We start from the raw sequence: 19,220 nt of genomic DNA, 5'->3' as shown, positions 1-19,220 counted from the left end.
AGTAATGTCCTTTTTTGCGAAGTCACTCTTCAAAAATCCAATCCGTTTTTGTAAGATAGAGGAAGAAAGAAGTGGTGAAAACATGCGAAAAACAAGAGTGCTTCTCTTTTCAGAAGGCTTCGGCACAGGACATACCCAAGCGGCGTATGCATTGGCAGAAGGCCTCAAGAGAAAGAATCCGCATATTCAGTGCCGGGTCATTGAGCTTGGCAATTTCCTGAATCCGACAGTAGGCCCGCTGATTCTTTCTGCTTACCGCAAGACGGTAAGCGTCCGGCCCCGGCTTGTAGGCATGCTGTACCGTTCACAATACAAGAAATCACTGAACAAGCTGACCCGGCTCGCACTGCACCGGATTTTTTATGCGCAGGCTTCCCAGGTCATTCAGCAGCTCAAGCCGGACCTGATTATATGCACCCATCCTTTTCCCAATGCCGTGGTATCCCGGCTCAAGCGTCAGGGACTGCACGTTCCTTTATACACGCTGATTACTGATTATGATGCGCATGGAACCTGGGTGAATCCCGAGGTTGATGAATACCTGGTATCCACGCCGCAGGTGAAGAAGCTGTTGATGCGCAGATCGATCTTATCGCAGTACATACATGTAACCGGCATTCCGGTCCATCCGAAGTTCTGGGATCCTGAGCCTCCCGAGGCTCTCCGGACGGAGCTGGGGTTCAAGAATATGCCAACGATCCTGATCATGGGCGGCGGCTGGGGGCTGATGTTCAATAAGGAGCTGCTCAGCAAGCTGGCATCGAGAGCTGACGATATTCAGCTGATCTTTTGCATGGGACAGAACGAGAAGCTCGTCGCCGAGATGAAGCACAATCCGTTGTTCCGCCATCCGCACATTCATGTGCTGGGATACCGCAAGGATATCCACAAGCTGATGGGCGCCTCGGATCTGCTCATTACAAAGCCCGGGGGCATGACGTGCACGGAAGGAGCCGCCAAGGGCATTCCGATGCTCTTCTACGAGCCGATTCCGGGTCAAGAGGAGGAGAACTGTCACTTTTTTGTGAGTGAGGGGCTTGGTGAGGTACTGGATCAGCCTGCGGTGCTGGATAAATGGCTGCAGCTGCTCTCCTGCCGCTATGAGGACGTTCTGCAGTACCGCCGCCGCATGATGGACGGGGTTTCCCCGCATCTTATGCCTGATCACTGTGTGAATCAAGTGCTCTCCATGCTGAACCGCGAAACCGTGGCCATTCCCCATGGCGTTCAGGTGCTCGTGGATCAATAGTCTATCTGCCATCATTCAATAGTACTGTGCATCCTATACAAAAGGCTGGGCCCGCATGAGCAGCGGGTCCAGCCTTTTTGGGCGATTAGATATGAGGTTGTCTATAAGTCTATATCTCCAGACTTTGTCCGGATGTCAGCGGATAGCCTTCGATGCCGGACTGCTTCAGCCGGTTACAAAAGTCCTGTCCATCCTGCTCAATACCCGGAAAGGTGTTATAGTGTACCGGGATGACCCGTGGTGTGCGCAGCCATTGCGCTGCCAGCAAGGCATCCTGCGGTCCCATCGTGAGCGCATCTCCGATCGGCAGTGCCGCGCAGGCTATGGAATTCATCTCGCCAATCATCCGCAGATCACTGAAGAGCGCGGTATCCCCGGCATGATAAAAGGTATGTCCTCCCATGGTGAGCAGCACGCCGGCCGGCTGTCCTGCATATACCCAGGAGTCTCCGTCCGATACGGATGAGGAGTGCAGCGCACTCGTCAGCTTAACCTCAAAGCCGTCATATTTGCGGGCCCCGCCAATATTGAGTCCATCGGCTTGAACCCCTTTTTTGCTGCAAAATACAGCAAGCTCATACACTGCAATAATCGGGCAGTTATTTCTCCTGGCAAGATCGATGCAATCGCCAAAGTGATCATCATGGCCATGAGTCAGAATGACCGCATCCACTTCAATATTTTCCGGGGACACGCCACTTGAAGGATTGCCGGACAGAAAAGGATCTATAATCACCCTCGTCGCCTCATGCTCAACCAGCGTGCAGGAATGACCGTAATACGTTATTTTCACAGGGTTAGCACCTCCTGCTGTTACATTACCCGAAGGAAGCTATTTGTAAAAAGAATGATTTCCGATTTTTTTCGCAAAGGTTCTGGAATGATGCACCGTTAGGTCTTGAGCTAACGTTAAGGACAGAAAAAAATACGTATCATCGCTGACCGCCTTCTCGCCATGAAGTGCAGCATGCACCGCTTTAATCGTCTCTTCGCTCGGTTTTACCCGGTCCATACGTCCGTTCGCAACGGGACTGAACTGATGCTTCTGGTAGATCACATTTCTAATCGTGTCGGGAAAATTGGCTGACCGCAGCCGGTTCAGGACAACATTGGCAACTGCCACTTTGCCTTCGTACGGTTCGCCTTCCGCCTCTGCCATAACAATCTTTTGGAGCAGAAGCAGCTCTTCAGCTGACAAAGCGTATTCCCAGGTAGCGTGCTGCTTCTCATTCTGGGTTAACGTCTTCGTTCTTGTGAAGAATAAAGTTGTGGGGGGGTGTAGGCTGTTCGCCTTGGCATTAACGGCATGAGTCCCCTCTGTGTTCTTCGGCTTCGCCTGGGCCTTAGGTGCTGAATCTTCTGTGCTCTCATCAACGGGCTTGGCTGTGCTTTTCGAATGCTGGCTCGCAGTTGCTTTCTCTTTAGCCTGAGCTTCTTCCTTGTCGGATTCGCTCTCCTGCTGCCGGGGTTCCGGAATAGACAATGCCTTGTCTGGCTCCGGCTTCCAGCCTTGAAGCTGGCTTGAATAATGAAATGCCGGTAGTTGAAACGGTTGGTTCTCATTCGGGCTTGAATGTTGAATCGGTGCTGCATTTGGCTTGACTGCCTGTATCGCTGTGCTGCTTGTTAAATCGGTACTCTGTCGGCTTGCTTCGCCGGCTTGCTGTGCCGAGGCCGCAGATGGCTTGCCGTTCACCAGGGAAGGCTTGCTCTTCTCTGTCTGTTCTGCGGATGTCTGCATTCCCAGCAGGCTTATTAAAGACAAGCTCACTAAAAGCGCTCCGACCAGCAGAGCGATGAAGCGATTTTGCCTAAACATTGAAATATCCATGTTCTTCCTCCTATAAGTCGGCACATTCCCTCTCTATGTAACCAGAAATTCAGGAGTTGAAAACACCCATTCTCGCAAAAATAAAAAGTTTGAGCGCGCTTCTTCCTGAGAGATCAGCCTGAAAAAGCAGCTCGTTCCTGAACTTCGTACATAGGGCTGGCACCCATCACGGTCCGATACAGCACCAGAGCGTCCGCCGTGAAGCGAACACGCTCTGGTCCCTGCTCCAGGCAGGGGATGGGAATGCGGCCGTCTATAAATTTTCTGGCAGCGGTAATATGAGGCCGGTAAGGGCGTTCCTCCGGCTTTAAGCCGAGGGCTGCCATACTGGCGGTCACACGCTGCTGCAAAAGCTGCAGCTCCTTCAGATCTCCGTCCACGCCTGTCCACATGACTCGCGGCGAAGCAGCCAGCCCGAACACCCCGCCCTTGCCGAGCGTGAGTGAAAAAGGCTTCTGTATCGCTGCAACGCTGGACAGGCTAGACACCACGGAGGCCGTCATCTCCGGATCCAGATCTCCAAGAAACTGAAGAGTAATATGATAATCCTGCGGGTGCACCCATTTGCGGAAGGACAGATGCTCCTTCAGTTCTTGAGTCCATTGAAGCATAGCGCCGGCTGCTTCCCGGGGCAGCGGCAGGGCGACAAACAAACGCATGACCGAGCTTCGGTCGGCTGCATTCATGCCATAACCTTCTTTCCTTTGTGGTTTGATTGCACCCTTACAGGATGTGCATTTCCCGCACTAAGTTCTACATGATACCATAAAATCTGAAAAAGGGAATGCAAAAAACTCCCAGCACGCCTGAAACGGCGTCGATTCAGCCTCTTCAGCTGCGTATATTTCATCAGCTTTGAATCCTGTTGTCAAGTCAGTGAGGCAGGGTTATGGTCAACCTCCACCCCCTTCATGTAAGCGCTATACTCCTTGCCAGATCCCGATTTTCAGGGGTGCACCTGTTCCCCTATGGCAGACCCGGCCACTGATGCTGGATGTTTCCCGACATGCATCACTGGTTTAATTCTGATAAAATATTGAACGACCTGGTACTTTTTTCATTCATCTGAAGGAGGAGACCCCATTCATGCCGAAAATTGTTGCATTACACAAGCTTTCCCAGGAAGAACAGAACCGGATCACCGAGGCAGCGCAAGGCTATGAGCTCGTTGTCGGGAAGTATAAGGAGCTTCCATCCGGAACCGTATCCTCTGCGGATATTGTGCTGGGCTGGACCAAGGATGCTCAGGAGGAAGCCTTGCAGGAGAACAGCCGCGTTCGCTGGATCCAGGTTTGGTCCGCCGGTGTTGATAAGCTGCCATTACAGGACTTCAAAGCCCGGGGCATCCAGCTTACGAATGCCAGTGGTGTGCACAGTATTCCGATTACCGAGCATATTTTCTCGCTGATGCTGGCCTTTAACCGGAATCTTCACCGCGCGATTGAAGGACAAAGCAGCCATCAATGGATCAAGGGCGGAGATTTTCGCGAGCTGTCCGGCAAAACCGCTGTCATCATCGGTGTCGGTCACATCGGAAGTGCTGCGGCGAAGGCAGCGCAAGCCTTTGGAATGAGAACGATTGGCGTCCGCCGCTCTGGCAAGCCTGACCCTTATATTGATGACATGATGACCACAGACAAGCTGAATGATGCCCTTGCGCAAGGAGATTACTGCATTAACATTTTGCCGCTCACGGACGAAACGAAGGGTTTGTTCAATAAAGACCGGTTTGCTGCCATGAAGAAAGGAGCTTTCTTCGTCAACGTAGGCCGCGGACCTAGTGTAGTTACCTCCGCCCTTGTCGAGGCGCTGCAATCCGGACATCTGGCTGGCGCCGGACTGGATGTGTTCGAGGAGGAGCCGCTTCCAGCGGACCACCCGCTGTGGGATATGCAGCAGGTCATTATGACCCCGCATACGGCCGGTGATACGGTTCATTATAACAAACGGATTATGGATATATTTATAGACAATCTGAAGGCTTATGCAGATGAAAAGCCCTTGCCGCGCAACGTCATTGATTATGAGCGGGCGTACTAAGGGCTGTCAGCAGCTTCAATATAGATAGCAATAATCCCGGCAGTGTGACTGCCGGGATTTGCTATGATTACATACTCTGGCACAGCCATATATCCCGCGTAAAGGTACCCTTGCGGGTCTGTACATGTCTCAGCACCGTCCAGCCGGTGTCTGCAAGGAGCGTCTCCAGCGGCTCGGTCGCTACGATTACGGCTCGTCCCGTCAGGCGGCGCAGCGACCTGAGCATCTGTATCTTCTCTTCCTCCGGAAGCACTGAGCAGACGTTGTACGGCAGATCCAGCACAGCTGTATCATAGCGGCCGCTGCGGTCATTCATATCCTGAATTCGTACACAGTCCTCGCCATACCCGTAATGCCGCAGATTGACTCTCGCACCCTGCACAGCAAGCGGATTTAAGTCGCCGCCTTCTGCTCTCAGCCCCATTGAGAGCGCCTCAATGAGCACATTGCCCATGCCGCAGCAGGGGTCAAGGAACGTCGTTCCCTCCAGCCGGGGTGCTGCAATATTGACGAGTGCCCGCGCGGTCCGCGAGCTGAGGCCTGTCGAATAATTGTGCGGCTTGGAGGTATGCTCCAGCCACTGCCGCGGAGGCAGGTGCAGCTCACCGAGCAGCCATTTCCCTCCCGTGGCGGCCAGGCCGAAGGTGACATCCGGCGACTTCATTCGGGCCTGTCCCTGAATACAAGCGCCGATGCTCCTTTCCCGTGTTCGCTGCTCTTCATAGCTGCAGGCATCGCTTTCTTTCAGGTAGACGACCTTGAAGGTCATCTCCTCCGGCAGAGAGAGGCTAGCTGCCTGAAGCGCCAGCTCCTCGGCCGTTGAAGCGGCAAACCAGACATCCAGCCGCGCTGTCAGAAACGGACTCCGGTCCGGGTTAACAGCTCTTTCACTGAATAGCAGGCCCCGGCTGGACGGTGCAGGCGATGGTTTCGGCGTAACAGGGAAAGATCCTAGCAGCTCTGACAGCTCCAGCGCGCACAATGCCTGCTCGGATTCATGGGCAGCATAGGTGTAAAGATATGCATCCATCATGCTCATCCCTGCCGCATCACCTGAGACAGCAGGCGGTAAGAGCTCAGGCGCTGTTCATAGCTGCCCAGCGGCGGCGTAAAGATCATAAATTCACTGCAGCCGTAGTACTCTGCCATCAGCAGCAGCCGTGAATGTACCTTGTCCGGCGTGCCTGTAATGACCCGCCGCTCTTTCTCTCCTTCTTCCATAGGAAATCCGGGCATTACGGCCTGCTCCGCCAAGGCCTCGGCTTCCCCCGGTACCGCGGCACAAATCACACTCACAGCAACCATCGCTGCCGGTGACGGTTGCAGCGGCGATGCTGTGAAGCTCTCCCGGTATTGTGCCAATATTTCTTTGCCGTCCTTCTCACTCATAAACTGACCGAACACATAACCTGTCCCGTGCTCAGCCGCCAGGGCAGCACTCTTGGTGTTCGTACCCAGCATCCAGAGTGCCGGCTGGATCTTAGGCACCGGCTTAGCGGTTACCGCAGCTCCCTCATACGTATAAGCATCCTGAAGCAGCTCGCTCAGCGCCTTCACCCGATCACGCATCTCTGCCACATGCGAGAGGTAATTGCCGCTCAGTGCCATCGAAGCATGGGCGGAGCCTCCGGGAGCCCCCCCGATGCCCAGATCTACCCGATCCGGGAACAGTGCTGCCAGCATGCGGAAATTCTCCGCTACCTTGAGCGGACTGTAATGCGGGAGCAGCACCGCTCCTGATCCCAGGCGAATCTGCTTCGTAGCCGCGCCAATTCGCGCCAGCAGCACCTCCGGCGAAGCGCAGGACAGCTGATCCATATCATGATGCTCTGCCGCCCAGTAACGATGATATCCCCAGTGCTCCGCCTCCTGTGCAAGTGTTACAGCCTGCTGCAAGGCTTCTTCAAAGCTTGATTCCCCGGTGTGCGGAACGAGATCAAGCACGCTTAATGACAGCTGTTGCATGTGAACCCCCTCCTGATGACGTTCTCTTGCCGTTCATTAATCCAGGTCATAGATAGAGCCGACCTTTAATCCAAACAGCTCGTTATAGATTTTCTCTGCGAAGGCGTCCGTCATGCCTGCAATATAATCAATGACCATATGCTCCCAGGTCCAGATCGGCTGTGACCGCTTCTGATCCTCTTCATAGCGCTGGAGCCAGTCCGAGGGAATAATGGCTTTGGACGACTCCGGATCGAGAAACGCGCCCCATAGGCGCCGGATGATCCACTCGCTGCGCTTTTGCAGCCGCTGGACGCGAAGATCGCGGATCATTGTCACCCAGGCGAAGCTTTTGAGCACACTGACCGTTCTCAGCATATCCTCGTCCTCCGCGCCCTCCTTCACGAACGTCACCTTTTTCCAATCTCCATCCGGAATGACGCCCAGGCTCCCGACAAACAGGCTGACCCAATACGCCTTCACCTCGCGCCGGGTGCGGGAATAATCATGCTGACACAGGGGCAGCTTCTCATTCCAGACACGCTGGAAGTCATCCAGCACCTGTGCTACCTTGGGGCCGATACTCTCCGGCTGCCAGCCGCTCCAGAAATCATCCTCCAGTGTCGTAATCTTCTCCACAATGAGCCGGTTCAGATGTCCGTCTCTCAAAAAATGCTCATGCACCTCAATCTTGCCCGCTTTAATTCCATCCTCCAGATCATGCGCGGAATACGCGATGTCATCGCAAAGATCCATCAGCTGCGCTTCCAGCGTCCGCTTCTTGTCCGGAATTTCCCAGGCCTGTCGAATCTGTGAAATATACTCCCACTCATGGCGGTACATGCCCTTGGGCTTCTCCAGCCCGGAAAAAGGATACTTGTTCACGCCCAGCAGCACGGCATCGGAGAGGTTCAAGCCGTTAACATCCTCTCGTTTCTCCAGAAACATCATCAGACGGAAATTATGTGCATTGCCTTCAAAATGCTCATATTTCTCCCGCATCAGCCGCTTCACCCGCAACGCCTCTGCGGGGTCCGGAATGCCCGGCTGCTTCGCCAGCTCCTGCTCCGTCTTCCGGTCCACCAGCTTATCCAAAATATCCTGAAGCACCTCCTCGCCCTTATGGCCAAACGGAGGATGCCCGAAATCATGCGCGATCGCCGCGCACTCTACAACCTCGGGATCGATGATCAGACCGGCACTCTCTGCCGACTCCGGCAGCACCTCCGGGTAAGAGCGAAGCAGGCTGCGCGAGGCCTCCCTCGCAATCTGCGCCACCTCCAGGGAATGCGTCAAGCGCGTGCGGTAGTAATCTCCCGTGCCGGCCCCGAATACCTGCGATTTGCCCTGCAGCCGCCGAAAGGTCGGCGAATGAATCAGGCGGGAATAGTCCCGCTCATAAGCGGCCCGGGTAACGTCCTGCTTCGTCTGCTCCGGATATTGCCGATGCTCCCGCAGAGACTTCAATATATGCTCCATACTGTTCCACTCCTGTAACCAGTCTCTCTGTCTTGTTTTCTAATTATATGTTATTCCTGACGGTATTGAAAAAGGATGTCAGGTATTTTTGGAGTTTACTTCTTTCCATGAGATGCATTCCGATCATCCCGAAGTTCTTTTTGCAGCTCCAGAACAGCATGGTTTAATGCTTCAAGCTTCTTCTCAACACGCAGCAGCAAGAATCCGGCTACCACAATTGGAAATCCCAGGTTCGAAACCACAGAGCTCATCAGTGTAATCCAAGAAGAGTCCTGCATACATCACTCGCCTCCTTTCCTTTATCGACTTTGTGTCGTAACACTGAGTACACCTATTCCTTGAAATGAGGTATCGCCTCCGTTTACTACAATTATTGTACCTTCTTCAGGATATATCGCTGACGATTCAAGGAAGAACCTCGGGCGAATCTCGGGACAAAAAAAGTAAGAACACACGTTCCTATTTAGAGGTGCTTGTCCCGATGTATATTAGCTCATAGCTCTGCCATTTCCCTTCGCCTTGCTCCCCTTACGCAGCTTCTCCAGGTGAAGCATTCCCCGATCTGCAAACGCAAGAGCCAGCTTGTAAAAAGCGCGGCTGCGGATTTTGGCATACGTATCCTTGCTGACGGGCGGCTCCAGCATGTGATTGTACACCTTGTAATCGTAAACGTCGTCCTGCTTCAAATATCGCTCTCGAATCAGCCGCTGCTCCCGTTCGCTCAGCCGTTCTACCATGAAATCAATCGTATCGCAATACTGCTTCCTCGCGGCAGGGTCATCCATGTTGGTGTTCTCTGCCTGCGCAGTCTGCTCTGAGGTTCCATTGGTGGGACCATGAGATCTGTCACCGTATAAAGCGGTCAGATCGGTTTCCCGGGCTTCAAAGGTGATGGTTTTATAAATGCGGTATTTTTCAAACAAGGCTTCAATGGCCTGCTGGGTCTTGCGGCGATCCAATTCTGGTAAATGGTGATTCATGCTTCCTCACTCCTTAAAAAATGTAGTGCGGGCTCAAAGGCTCTTCCATTTATGGAAGCTCATGTTCCCATTTTGTTCGTATTTAAGATCAATATACCACTATTTGGTGTTTGTCGTAAAACAGGAATGCGTGACCCTTTTTCAAGCCTGCTTAAGATATGCTCTTGTTTCCTTGCCTTTTGGCAACGATACGCAGGATTTTAGAACCTGTTGGCAACACGCCGGATCGTGTTTATACTATATAAAGGATGCAGTATATTTGAAGGTTTAGGAGTGGCGGATGTGGAGCAAGCATTTGGCGAGTATCTGAAAACACTTCGGGAAGATCAGAATCTCAGCATCAGTCAGCTATCGCAGGCGGCCGGCATTAGCGGCTCCCAAATTTCCCGGATTGAAAACGGCCTGAGAGGGATTCCCAAGCCGCAAACGCTCCGCAAGCTCGCGGAGGCGCTTCAAGCTCCTTATGAAGAGATGATGCAGGCGGCAGGATACTGGGAGGATCTGCAGTCCTCCGAGGACGAAGACAAGCTCGTGATTCCGGAATGGGCCACCAACAAGGACAAAAGGGATTTCAAGCACCTGCTCGAGGATGACGGAGAGCTTATGTTTGATGGAATTCCGCTGGACCAGGAGGACAAGCAGCGTATCAAGGACGTCCTGACCGGACTTTTCTGGGAGGCCAAGAAAATGAACAAGCGCGGCAGGAACAAGCCATAGCTGTCCAGAATGTAAGGGGAGAGATTAAGTAAACGCTGACTCCCGTTAAATTTAGTAAAGCTGCAGGTGAATATCATGGATGATCTGCTTCAAGCACTTGTACGCAAGCTCGTACGCAAACACCATACAAGCTGTCCTTTTACACTGGCTTCGCTGCTCGGCGTTCACATCCGTTATGCTGATCTCGGCAAGTCTACCAAGGGGCTTTACGTCCGGAAGCTACGGCGGCGATTCATTGTCATTCATTCCAGGCTGCCGTTGGAGTGGCAGCGGTTCGTCTGTGCCCATGAGCTGGGTCATGATCGGCTGCATAAAGGGATCAGCCGCTTGTTTTTGGAGGATCACTCGTACTTTTCGCCAGGGAAGCTTGAACGCCAGGCCCATCGCTTCGCCATTCTGCTGCTTACCGCTAACGTGACACTGCAGCCCGACGAATCATTGAGAGAGTATTATTTAAGAGCCGGCATTCCTCAGGAAATGCTTTATTTTTTTGATATTTAACCGAACATACGTTCTTAATCAGGCGTGCTTGACGGATTGTAATTATTGCATGCTCACTTTATGATAGTTCTATCGATCTGTGTATTTATTCGGGAGGGAATGTATTGTGGCCGTATTCATAAACGAACAAATTCAAGCATCAGAGGTGGTCCTTAGCGGATTAAACGGAGAGCCGCTCGGGGTGTTGTCCCGGGAAGAGGCTCTTGCGATGGCCCGCTGGTATAAAGCCGACCTACTCTGCACCTCGCTGATGAGCAGCCCGCCGCCCTGCAGACTTGTTGCTAAAGGGAAAGGAAAGGCCTTCGCGCAAGGGCAGAAAAGAACGGAGAACAACAGCCGCCCCGCCGCGGACAAGAAGTCGAAAGGAACAGCGAAGGAAAAAGTAAAAGAGCTAAGATTTACTGCGCACATCGAGGAGCATGATTACGATACCAAGCTGCGCCAGGCAGACAAGCATCTCCGCTCCGGCAAGCCGGTGCAGCTTGTGGTCAGAGCCTCCGGCGCCAAAGAGGCTGCCGCGGCCAAAGCCGTGCTGGAGCGTCTCTTGACCGATCTTAAGGAATCCGGAACAAAGGAGACCGGGATCCAATCCAGCGGTAAAGGCGCTCAGGTCAAAGTGAATCCGCGCTAATGGAAGAGAAGCTTCGGCTCATTCGCAGGTGCTGACCATCATAGGGGATTTGTTAACGGAAGCTGAGTGACCAGGAAATCGATCGATGATCTTAAACCAAATGACATGCTAGAAGCATGGGTCTGGTCTACAACGACATTTGGCGATGAGCTTATTGAAGTGACCGAAATCACCGTAATACAAAGCAAAGAGTAGGATTTATCCCCTACTCTTTGCTTGTACTCGTTTAGTTTGGTTGGACCCGTGTAACACCATTATAGATATAACGTCCAGGAGCTCCATCGCTGCCTCGATTTAGAATGAGAGCACTCAGTTGATCGTGTTACTACGTTGTTCGGTTGTTCGATTGTTCGGCTTCTTATCATTAATGCGGCACATGTGACTCAAAATCCTGCCGGCTGCCGAGGTCGCCGTGGTAGAACAGCACATCTCCGTCCAGCAGCGGAAACCTCTGTCCGGCAGGGTTGCGGATACTGTCCTGAAAGCCCTCAAGCCGCCACTGATTCATATGCGGGGCATGGATATACTGCAGATGCGGATGGGCAAGATCCCCATTCCGCACGCTTTCGAGGTCAAAGTTCACGATAATGTATCCCTCTTTCAAGAACAGGTCCGATTGCTCGTCCAGTCCATAGCGCCGGGCATATTCCGGCAGCGAGGTCCCCTGCGGCACCGCATAGACCTCCGCCGGCAGGCTGTATTCGCCGTACCAGCGCTGGATCGCGGCACTCGCCCGGTAAGGATCTACCGTAGGCGGAAGGTCAGCCTTAGGACCGATCAGGGTCCGCAGCTGGGACGGCAGCAGCAGCCAATCATAACGACCAATCCATGTTTTCTCCGTGCTCACCTGCTGGAGGTAGCGGCTCGTGTAGGGCTGCAGTGCCTCTCCTTGCGGACCTCTCTGGTACTGGTAAGCGGCCGTATCGAGCAGCTCCTGCAGCGGCACATTGCGCAGCCGGGTATTCAGCGTGATCTCCCGCTTCACCGTATCCTGCGGGGAGCCGATTGGAATGAAGTACTCCTTCCCGCGGTGGTAGTACAGGTCCACCGGCTGGCGACCCCGGCCATCTAAATGGACAAAATCAAATCGCGGTGTGATGGCGATACCGTCACTTGACCCGAACAAATTGCCCTTGGTCTTCACATCAAACTTGAAGTGGTAGCCCGTCTTCACGGCGGCATTAGCATAGCCGGCCTGCGGGTGCTTGCCCGGTGCAATCGGCAGGGTGTATGGCAGCACGTTGCCACGGCTGCCTCCATCCAGATGCTGCAGGCCGGTCCAGTACACCTTGCCGGTATGCTCTCTGCTTCCTTTCGCGGTGCGGAACACCGTCTCCCATGTGTAATCAGCAATATCCGTCACCTTGAAGTCATACAGCCGCCCGATCACGTCTACACTGACCTCATCCACTGCAGCGTGGTGCGAGAGATGAAGGTTTGCCTCCCGTTCCCAGCTGTAGTCTGCCGGAGCATTCTCGGCCAGCGTCCTGAAGTATACCTCGTACTCGCCTTCGTCGACCCATACCGGCAGGAAGAACTCCGTGTCCAGCTGGTGAACCGGAATGTCGATCCACGTATGCTTCGGGATAAAGGTGCTTCGATCTGCCTGATAGACATCAAACGGAAAGCGAACCTGCTTACTCCGAACATAGCGGGCATAATCCCGGTTCCCGTAGCCGGGATAGGACGACGCCTCCAGATGCTGTCCGGAGGTTGGGATCCGGACGGTGAAGGGCCGATCCAGAATGAAGGCCGCCCGGGTAGGATGGGGCTCCGTCTTTTGGTTGTGCGCCTGGTCATCGGACACTGAGGCATAGAGGACAACCGGAGTATGTATTGTCACTGGATTAATGGATGAAATCGGAAAGACCGGATCGACTCCACTGCCCTGGATCTGGACGGGCATCCGCTGGTAAGCCAGGGTGCCCTGGCTGGGCGCCCGGGAGCGGTTGATTTTATCCGCCGAGATCACATGGTTCGGACTGTACAGTACATCAGGATGAACCCAGCCGGGCGCAGGAAGGGCCGATGGCGCCGGGCCCGACTCCTCCACCAGCGAGCTGTCCAGGATCAAGCTTTGGTTGAAGGTCAGGTGATCATTCCGGACCTTGACGGGCGTGACTGCTTCTTCCGCATAGGCTGTGAAATCCTCGGCTGGCACCTGCTCACCGGCGACCGTCTTGAGCGGCAAAGTGACCGCGTTGATGGAAGGCTCCAGAAGGTGCTCCCCCGCCGTTGCAGCAGCATAGGAAGGCGGCGTATATCCTGCCGGGCGCAGGGTCATCGTACCACCGGACAGGGCATAGTTCATCAGCTCCGCCTCCTGCAGCTGATACACCTCCAGTTTCCCGATCACCCAGTAAGCGTAAGGTCGCTCTACCGTGTACTCCTGAGTCACCGTTTCGCTGCGCTGCTTGCGGACGGTTATCGTCGTGGGCTTTCCGCTGGCATCCGGCGGCCCATTTTCTTCCTCATCCCACTGAAGCAGATACGGCTGTGTGACCGGAACCGTGTATGTACACGTTCCATGCATGTTCACAAACTCATTTTGATATAGATATGACCGCGCCATCACGTTGCCGTAGAGAGATTCCGAGGTCGGGATGCCCTGAAGCACGTCAAAGCGCTCCTGCCCGCGTGGATCTGCCCGAATTACGGCGGTCGCCGACGGGTCCATAACACTTCCCGTCACCGAGTCGCCTGGAACGGGCGCGGTGCAGCCGCCTCCCGGCGCGGGTGGCGGACCACAGTCTCCCATGCACCCGCCGTCTTGAACGGTCAGGGTGAGCGAGGCGGTCAGGACGTAGCCCTCATCATTCGGGGTCTCCTGCTTCCGCCAAACCGCGGTGACGGTCGCCGTCCCCGGGCTGACGCCTTTGACCTTGCCCGAGCTTCCGACAAGGCTAACAACAGACTGCTTGTCTGTTCTCCAATCGGCAGCGTAGGAGATATTCACCGGCGCGCTGAAATCGACTTGCCCAGGAGACAAGGTCGAAACCGCGGCGGCCAGACTCGTCTCCTCACCGATATCCAGTGTAGCCTTACCGGTGAGGGTGATTTTTTTCTCCTCGATAACTTCTCCACGCCAGTAGATGTTGATGGGGGTGTAGTAGCCAAAGGTCCACTTGCTCCAGTCCAGATAGCAGCCGCAAGCATCGCTCCAGGCTTTGTTGCCGGTGTCTTTGTAATCAAACGGTAGAAACCCTTTTCCTGTTTTGGATGTAATGAGGGTAGCCGTTTTTAAATCTGTGATTTCTAAGCTCGTAATTTCAGAGTCGATACCTTGACGCTCATCTATTGTTTCTACCTTTGTTATAATTTCATTTTTAACTTTTTCATGCGTGAACGACCCATTATTTTCATATCTGGTAGGTTGGTATACAATTTTGTTTTTCATTTCAATTTTATCGACTACTTCTGTGACATTAGGTATGGGCATATGTTTTGTACCTGCGTTACTCGCGTAGATGTAGCCACCCGAAGCGCGATAACTTTCTGCACGAAACCTACCATCGTCGATCTGGTACCAATAGACTCCAGGATTAGCTTCTTTTAATCCCTCGACTCTTATCACTTTTTTCTGGTAAGCCGTAGGTCCATTTGAAGCTTTCGGGTGGAAACTTGGCGCAGGGAGTTGTTCAGTGTCTTCTCGATCTGAGCTTTCAGTAATAATTTTACTTGCTGCCAAAGAGTAATCCGCCAACATTAATAGAATTCCAATCACACAAAATACAACTATCAGGTTTCTAATTGGATTCAACATGAGAAGCACCCTGTTACCTAGTGTATGGAATAGACCATGAGGCAAGCGTACCATTTCCAATCCTCCCCATATCACTGCCATTAACCCCATCGCCTATACCTCTATTTAGAAATCGATGCATCCAAAAACGGCGTGGCACATCTTTTTTAAAAAAACCGGTCTTTATGAAATGACCTCTTGCCGGGAGTACTGTTAAACCAAATCTTGTAATCGCCTCACTGTTAAAACCATTTCCAGCCGTAAAATTGTAAAGCGTTGAGTTAGGAAATGCTGCATTTGTTAAAGACGTGTTGTCATTAGGGATCACTGTCGCCTCGAGAAACACATTATATACAAGGGCATGTACTGGAAATGTAAAATCACTAGATATAAACATCTTCCCATATAAATTCTTAGATTCTGATTTGCTCACTGCATCGACCACGATCATTCGATGCACCGTCATCGTTCCCCGATTATAAAGCATGGCATAAGGCTTATTGGCAAAGCTGTCAAAACTGGTGATTTTATTTGATCCATGAATGGTATGATACACATGCGGCGTCGCCGACAGCAGATTCGTTCCCGTCAACCCAACCTCCCGCATCTCCTCCAGATCCTGATAATCTGACGCCTCTTTAAGCTGTACCTGCTGGTATCGAGATAGAATGACAGCAACTTCCGCACGGGTCGTTGGCTGAGTTGGACCGAAGGTGCCGTCCAGGTAACCCGTCATCAATCCTGTGCCAAGCGCCACCGATAGATAGGGATAGTCGCTCGGGTTCAATCCACCCTTGTAATACTCAGCCACCGGTACTAGCGTATCCTTCGTATCCGACAGCGCCTGTTTAAACCCTTCATTTTGGGCTGCAAGCCCTGACGCCATCCACTTCGCCATCTCACGGCGGGTTAATGCCTCGTCTGGCTTAAAGCCGCCCGAGTAATCTGACGGCGTCAGAAAGCCCATCCCGATGGATTGCTCAATGCCAGATCTTCCCCAGTGATCTGCAATATCTGCAAAAGTGCTAGAGTCATTTTCTACCACGTTGCTCGAAATCCGTGACAGCAACACGGCAAATTCCGCCCGCGTGATGTGGGCTTGCGGCCGAAACGTCCCGTCAGCATATCCTTTGAAATACCCTTTAGCTAAGGCACCCTCAATAGAAGCTTTAGCCCAGTGATTTGCTGGCACGTCGTTAAACGAAGCTTTGGCTGCTTCCACCAACTCTACGCCCCCGAGGGCAGCCCCCATACATAGAGCGCCTGCCACAAGCCTTATCCACATTTTCTTCATTTTTATGTTCTCCTGATTTCAACAACCAAGTATATCCACTTCGTAGATCCTTACCTTGAGATTGGAATTCCCCAAGATGTCAGCGTTCCATTACCTGCTCTCCCCATATCGCTACCATTAACACCATTATGTATATCTTTGTTCAAATACCGATGCATCCAAAAACGGCGAGGTACGTCCTTTTTGAAAAATCCTGTTTTTATAAAATGATTACTTGCCGGAAGGGCTGTTAATCCGTAATTTACTACAGACTTACTATTGAAACCTCTTCCAGCCGTAAAGTTGTAAAGCGTAGAGTTAGGAAAAGCACCATTGGTCAGAGAGGTGTTGTCATGTGGAACCACAGTTGCCTCTACAAAAACATTGTAAAATGCACCTTGAACTGGAAATGTAAAATCATCCGCTATAAACATGTTTCCATATAAGTTCTTAGACTTTGTGTTGCTCACTGCATCGACCACGATCATTCGATGCACCGTCATGGTCCCACGGTTGTACAACATAGAATAGGGTTTATTAGCGAAGTTATCAAAGCTTAATGGTTTGTCAGAGTTATACATTTTTCCATACTCATGCGGCGTCGCCGACAACAAATTCGTCCCCGTCAATCCAACCTCACGCATCTCCTCCAAATCCTGATAATCTGACGCCTCTTTAATCTGTACCTGCTGGTATCGAGACAGAATGACGGCAACCTCTGCCCGGGTCGTTGGCTGAGATGGACCGAAAGTACCGTCCAGATAACCCGTCATCAGTCCTGTGCCAAGCACCACCGATAGATAAGAGTAATCGCTCGGGTTCAATCCACCCTTATAGTACTCGGCCACTGGTACTAGCGTATCCTTCGTATCCGACAGCGCCTGTTTGAATCCCTCATTTCTGGCTGCAAGCCCTGAAGCCATCCACTTCGCCATCTCACGGCGGGTTAATGCCTTGTCTGGCTTAAAGCCGCCCGAGTAATCTGACGGCGTCAGAAAGCCCATCCCGATGGACTGTTCAATGCCAGATCTTCCCCAGTGACCTGCAATATCTGCAAAAGTGCTAGAGTTATTTTCTACCGCATTGCTCGAAATCCGTGACAGCAGTACGGCAAATTCCGCCCGCGTGATATGGGCTTGCGGCCGAAACGTCCCGTCGGCATATCCTTTGAAATACCCTTTAGCTACGGCACCCTCAATAGAAGCCTTGGCCCAGTGACTTGCTGGCACGTCGTTAAACGAAGCTTTGGCTGCTTCCGCTGACTCCCCGTTCCCCAGTATGGCACCTATACACATTGCACCTGCCATAAGCGTCATCCACATTTTCTTCACGCTCTTTCTCCTCCTTAATCCATTTTGCCTGCACCGAGAATCTTGTGTATCTCAATCAGCAAGCGACAAGCAGTGTTCTCACATTTGATGCTACTCAACACAGTTTTCAAAAAATGATTGATATACTTTTTAAGGTATATACCAATGCGTTAACGTTCCATTTCTGCCCATAGTTCCTCCATTAACACTTACATCTCTATCTCTGTTTAGGTATTGGTGCATCCAAAAACGACGGGGAACATCTTTTTTGAAAAATCCGGTTTTTAAGTAATTATCACCTTCTGGAAGTGTGGTAAGACCGTATTTTCTTGTAGAGTCGCTTTCAAACCCCCTCCCAGTTGTGAAATTGTATAAAGTAGAGCTTGGGAAAGCAGCATTCGTTAAGGAAGCATTATCGTTAGGGATAATCGTTGATTCTAAAAATACATTGTACATACTACCTTGAACTGGAAATGTAAAATCACCCGCCAAAAACATCCTTCCGTACAAATTCTTGGATTCTGTTTTGCTAACTGCATCCACAACGATCATTCGATGCACGGTCATTGTTCCCCGATTGTAAAGCATCGAATAGGGCGTGTTCGCAAAATTCTCAAAACTGAGTGGTTCCGTGGTTCCGTGCAACTTCGAGTACACATGCGGCGTCGCCGACAACAAATTCGTCCCCGTCAATCCAACCTCACGCATCTCCTCCAAATCCTGATAATCTGACGCCTCTTTAAGCTGTACCTGCTGATATCGAGACAGAATGACGGCAACCTCTGCCCGGGTCGTTGGCTGGGATGGACCGAAGGTGCCGTCCAGGTAACCCGTCATCAATCCTGTGCCAAGCACCACCGATAGATAAGAGTAATCGCTCGGGTTCAATCCACCCTTGTAGTACTCGGTCACCGGTACTAGCGTATCCTTCGTATCCGACAGCGCCTGTTTAAATCCTTCATTTTGGGCAGAAAGCCCTGAAGCCATCCACTTTGCCATCTCACGGCGAGTCAATGCCTCGTCTGGCTTAAAGCCGCCCGAGTAATCTGACGGCGTCAGAAAGCCCATCCCGATTGACTGCTCAATGCCAGATTTTCCCCAGTGATTTGCAATATCTGCAAAAGTGCTAGAGTCATTTTCTACCACGTTGCTCGAAATCCGTGATAGCAACACGGCAAATTCCGCCCGCGTGATATGGGCTTGCGGCCGAAACGTCCCGTCGGCATATCCTTTGAAATACCCTTTAGCTACGGCACCCTCAATAGAAGCTTTGGCCCAGTGACTTGCTGGCACGTCGTTAAACGAAGCTTTGGTCGCTCCCACCACCTTAGCGCCCCCTAGGAATAGCCACATACATAGCGCGCCTGCCATAAATGCTTTCCACGTGCTCTTCATTCTCTTCTCCCGTTAAATTCGGTAATTTCGTTCCAGCTTCAACTACGACTATGTATAACAACATTGCTTTTGATAAACGGTAAAAGATTGAATCTTTTACCACGGATAAGTAGTTTGTTATGAACTTC

At 52.1% G+C, this 19,220-nt stretch carries 17 protein-coding genes; 5 read left to right on the top strand and 12 right to left on the bottom strand.

The genetic code is table 11. The annotated features are described in order from the left end of the window. The first annotated feature begins 82 nt into the window (after window positions 1–82). Window positions 83–1,249 (top strand): MGDG synthase family glycosyltransferase, encoded by a 1,167-nt coding sequence (locus tag ACH6EH_RS12450; RefSeq protein WP_138226869.1) that lies wholly within the window; start codon window positions 83–85, stop codon window positions 1,247–1,249. A 109-nt stretch (window positions 1,250–1,358) separates the two neighbouring features. Here the strand turns inward: ACH6EH_RS12450 and ACH6EH_RS12445 are convergent, their stop codons facing one another. The 3 genes from ACH6EH_RS12445 to thpR all read right to left on the bottom strand — a co-directional run bounded on the left by ACH6EH_RS12445 (window position 1,359) and on the right by thpR (window position 3,766). Beyond that, window positions 1,359–2,042, bottom strand: a complete 684-nt coding sequence (locus ACH6EH_RS12445; protein WP_208203257.1) for a metal-dependent hydrolase — start codon at window positions 2,040–2,042, stop codon at window positions 1,359–1,361. Window positions 2,043–2,081: 39 nt separating this feature from the next. Next, window positions 2,082–3,080 (bottom strand): cell wall hydrolase, encoded by a 999-nt coding sequence (locus ACH6EH_RS12440; RefSeq protein ID WP_397332524.1) that lies wholly within the window; start codon window positions 3,078–3,080, stop codon window positions 2,082–2,084. A 113-nt stretch (window positions 3,081–3,193) separates the two neighbouring features. Next, window positions 3,194–3,766: an RNA 2',3'-cyclic phosphodiesterase gene (gene thpR / locus ACH6EH_RS12435; RefSeq protein WP_397332523.1), complete on the bottom strand. Its 573-nt coding sequence runs from the start codon at window positions 3,764–3,766 to the stop codon at window positions 3,194–3,196. 400 nt (window positions 3,767–4,166) lie between these two features. Here thpR and ACH6EH_RS12430 point away from each other — a divergent pair, with 400 nt between their 5' ends. Continuing rightward, a complete protein-coding gene (locus ACH6EH_RS12430; protein ID WP_397332522.1) occupies window positions 4,167–5,120 on the top strand; it encodes a D-2-hydroxyacid dehydrogenase in 954 nt (317 codons plus the stop codon). A 67-nt stretch (window positions 5,121–5,187) separates the two neighbouring features. On the opposite strand, the gene ACH6EH_RS12425 is transcribed toward ACH6EH_RS12430, so the two are convergent. From ACH6EH_RS12425 to ACH6EH_RS12405, 5 genes are all read right to left on the bottom strand, one after another. After that, window positions 5,188–6,153 (bottom strand): TRM11 family SAM-dependent methyltransferase, encoded by a 966-nt coding sequence (locus tag ACH6EH_RS12425; RefSeq protein WP_397332521.1) that lies wholly within the window; start codon window positions 6,151–6,153, stop codon window positions 5,188–5,190. 2 nt (window positions 6,154–6,155) lie between these two features. Then, window positions 6,156–7,085 carry an MsnO8 family LLM class oxidoreductase gene (locus ACH6EH_RS12420; protein WP_397332520.1) on the bottom strand — a complete coding sequence of 310 codons (930 nt, stop codon included), beginning with the start codon at window positions 7,083–7,085 and terminating at the stop codon, window positions 6,156–6,158. A 36-nt stretch (window positions 7,086–7,121) separates the two neighbouring features. After that, the gene (locus ACH6EH_RS12415) at window positions 7,122–8,543 is read right to left on the bottom strand and encodes a deoxyguanosinetriphosphate triphosphohydrolase family protein (RefSeq protein ID WP_397332519.1); all 1,422 of its coding nucleotides are present in this window, start codon (window positions 8,541–8,543) and stop codon (window positions 7,122–7,124) included. 95 nt (window positions 8,544–8,638) lie between these two features. Next, on the bottom strand, window positions 8,639–8,821 hold the full coding sequence (locus ACH6EH_RS12410; RefSeq protein ID WP_138226877.1) for a YvrJ family protein: 183 nt from the start codon (window positions 8,819–8,821) through the stop codon (window positions 8,639–8,641). 210 nt (window positions 8,822–9,031) lie between these two features. Further along, window positions 9,032–9,523, bottom strand: a complete 492-nt coding sequence (locus ACH6EH_RS12405; RefSeq protein WP_397332518.1) for an ArpU family phage packaging/lysis transcriptional regulator — start codon at window positions 9,521–9,523, stop codon at window positions 9,032–9,034. Between the two features lie 282 nt (window positions 9,524–9,805). On the opposite strand from ACH6EH_RS12405, the gene ACH6EH_RS12400 reads away from it, so the two are divergent. From ACH6EH_RS12400 to infC, 3 genes are all read left to right on the top strand, one after another. Continuing rightward, a complete protein-coding gene (locus tag ACH6EH_RS12400) occupies window positions 9,806–10,240 on the top strand; it encodes a helix-turn-helix domain-containing protein (protein ID WP_138226879.1) in 435 nt (144 codons plus the stop codon). Between the two features lie 75 nt (window positions 10,241–10,315). Then, window positions 10,316–10,741, top strand: coding sequence for an ImmA/IrrE family metallo-endopeptidase (locus ACH6EH_RS12395; protein ID WP_138226880.1), 426 nt, complete (start codon window positions 10,316–10,318; stop codon window positions 10,739–10,741). A gap of 106 nt (window positions 10,742–10,847) precedes the next feature. Beyond that, on the top strand, window positions 10,848–11,372 hold the full coding sequence (gene infC / locus ACH6EH_RS12390; RefSeq protein ID WP_138226881.1) for a translation initiation factor IF-3: 525 nt from the start codon (window positions 10,848–10,850) through the stop codon (window positions 11,370–11,372). Between the two features lie 364 nt (window positions 11,373–11,736). Here the strand turns inward: infC and ACH6EH_RS12385 are convergent, their stop codons facing one another. The 4 genes from ACH6EH_RS12385 to ACH6EH_RS12370 form a co-directional block, all read right to left on the bottom strand. Then, window positions 11,737–14,769: a DUF5704 domain-containing protein gene (locus ACH6EH_RS12385; protein ID WP_397332517.1), complete on the bottom strand. Its 3,033-nt coding sequence runs from the start codon at window positions 14,767–14,769 to the stop codon at window positions 11,737–11,739. A 379-nt stretch (window positions 14,770–15,148) separates the two neighbouring features. After that, on the bottom strand, window positions 15,149–16,408 hold the full coding sequence (locus ACH6EH_RS12380; protein ID WP_397332516.1) for an S-layer homology domain-containing protein: 1,260 nt from the start codon (window positions 16,406–16,408) through the stop codon (window positions 15,149–15,151). Between the two features lie 50 nt (window positions 16,409–16,458). Then, entirely contained in the window at window positions 16,459–17,709 is a 1,251-nt protein-coding gene (locus tag ACH6EH_RS12375; protein WP_397332578.1) for an S-layer homology domain-containing protein, read from the bottom strand. A 138-nt stretch (window positions 17,710–17,847) separates the two neighbouring features. Continuing rightward, complete coding sequence (locus ACH6EH_RS12370; RefSeq protein WP_397332515.1) at window positions 17,848–19,020, bottom strand: S-layer homology domain-containing protein; 1,173 nt, start codon at window positions 19,018–19,020, stop codon at window positions 17,848–17,850. Between the last annotated feature and the right edge of the window lie 200 nt (window positions 19,021–19,220).

It is taken from the genome of Paenibacillus sp. JSM ZJ436, from assembly GCF_044383795.1.
Lineage (GTDB): Bacteria > Bacillota > Bacilli > Paenibacillales > Paenibacillaceae > Paenibacillus_AQ > Paenibacillus_AQ algicola.
Note: the sequence above shows the minus strand (reverse complement) of the source record. Positions and strands in the feature narration are given on the sequence as shown.

Excerpts from the sequence above, each read along its gene's own strand:
- ACH6EH_RS12395 (WP_138226880.1), top strand. The coding sequence starts at position 10,316 with ATGGATGATCTGCTTCAAGCACTTGTACGCAAGCTCGTACGCAAACAC.
- ACH6EH_RS12385 (WP_397332517.1), bottom strand. The coding sequence starts at position 14,769 with ATGAAAAACAAAATTGTATACCAACCTACCAGATATGAAAATAATGGG.
- ACH6EH_RS12450 (WP_138226869.1), top strand. The coding sequence starts at position 83 with ATGCGAAAAACAAGAGTGCTTCTCTTTTCAGAAGGCTTCGGCACAGGA.
- ACH6EH_RS12430 (WP_397332522.1), top strand. The coding sequence starts at position 4,167 with ATGCCGAAAATTGTTGCATTACACAAGCTTTCCCAGGAAGAACAGAAC.
- ACH6EH_RS12425 (WP_397332521.1), bottom strand. The coding sequence starts at position 6,153 with ATGATGGATGCATATCTTTACACCTATGCTGCCCATGAATCCGAGCAG.
- ACH6EH_RS12380 (WP_397332516.1), bottom strand. The coding sequence starts at position 16,408 with ATGAAGAAAATGTGGATAAGGCTTGTGGCAGGCGCTCTATGTATGGGG.
- ACH6EH_RS12410 (WP_138226877.1), bottom strand. The coding sequence starts at position 8,821 with ATGCAGGACTCTTCTTGGATTACACTGATGAGCTCTGTGGTTTCGAAC.
- ACH6EH_RS12440 (WP_397332524.1), bottom strand. The coding sequence starts at position 3,080 with ATGGATATTTCAATGTTTAGGCAAAATCGCTTCATCGCTCTGCTGGTC.
- ACH6EH_RS12405 (WP_397332518.1), bottom strand. The coding sequence starts at position 9,523 with ATGAATCACCATTTACCAGAATTGGATCGCCGCAAGACCCAGCAGGCC.
- thpR (WP_397332523.1), bottom strand. The coding sequence starts at position 3,766 with ATGAATGCAGCCGACCGAAGCTCGGTCATGCGTTTGTTTGTCGCCCTG.
- ACH6EH_RS12375 (WP_397332578.1), bottom strand. The coding sequence starts at position 17,709 with ATGTGGATGACGCTTATGGCAGGTGCAATGTGTATAGGTGCCATACTG.
- ACH6EH_RS12420 (WP_397332520.1), bottom strand. The coding sequence starts at position 7,085 with ATGCAACAGCTGTCATTAAGCGTGCTTGATCTCGTTCCGCACACCGGG.
- ACH6EH_RS12415 (WP_397332519.1), bottom strand. The coding sequence starts at position 8,543 with ATGGAGCATATATTGAAGTCTCTGCGGGAGCATCGGCAATATCCGGAG.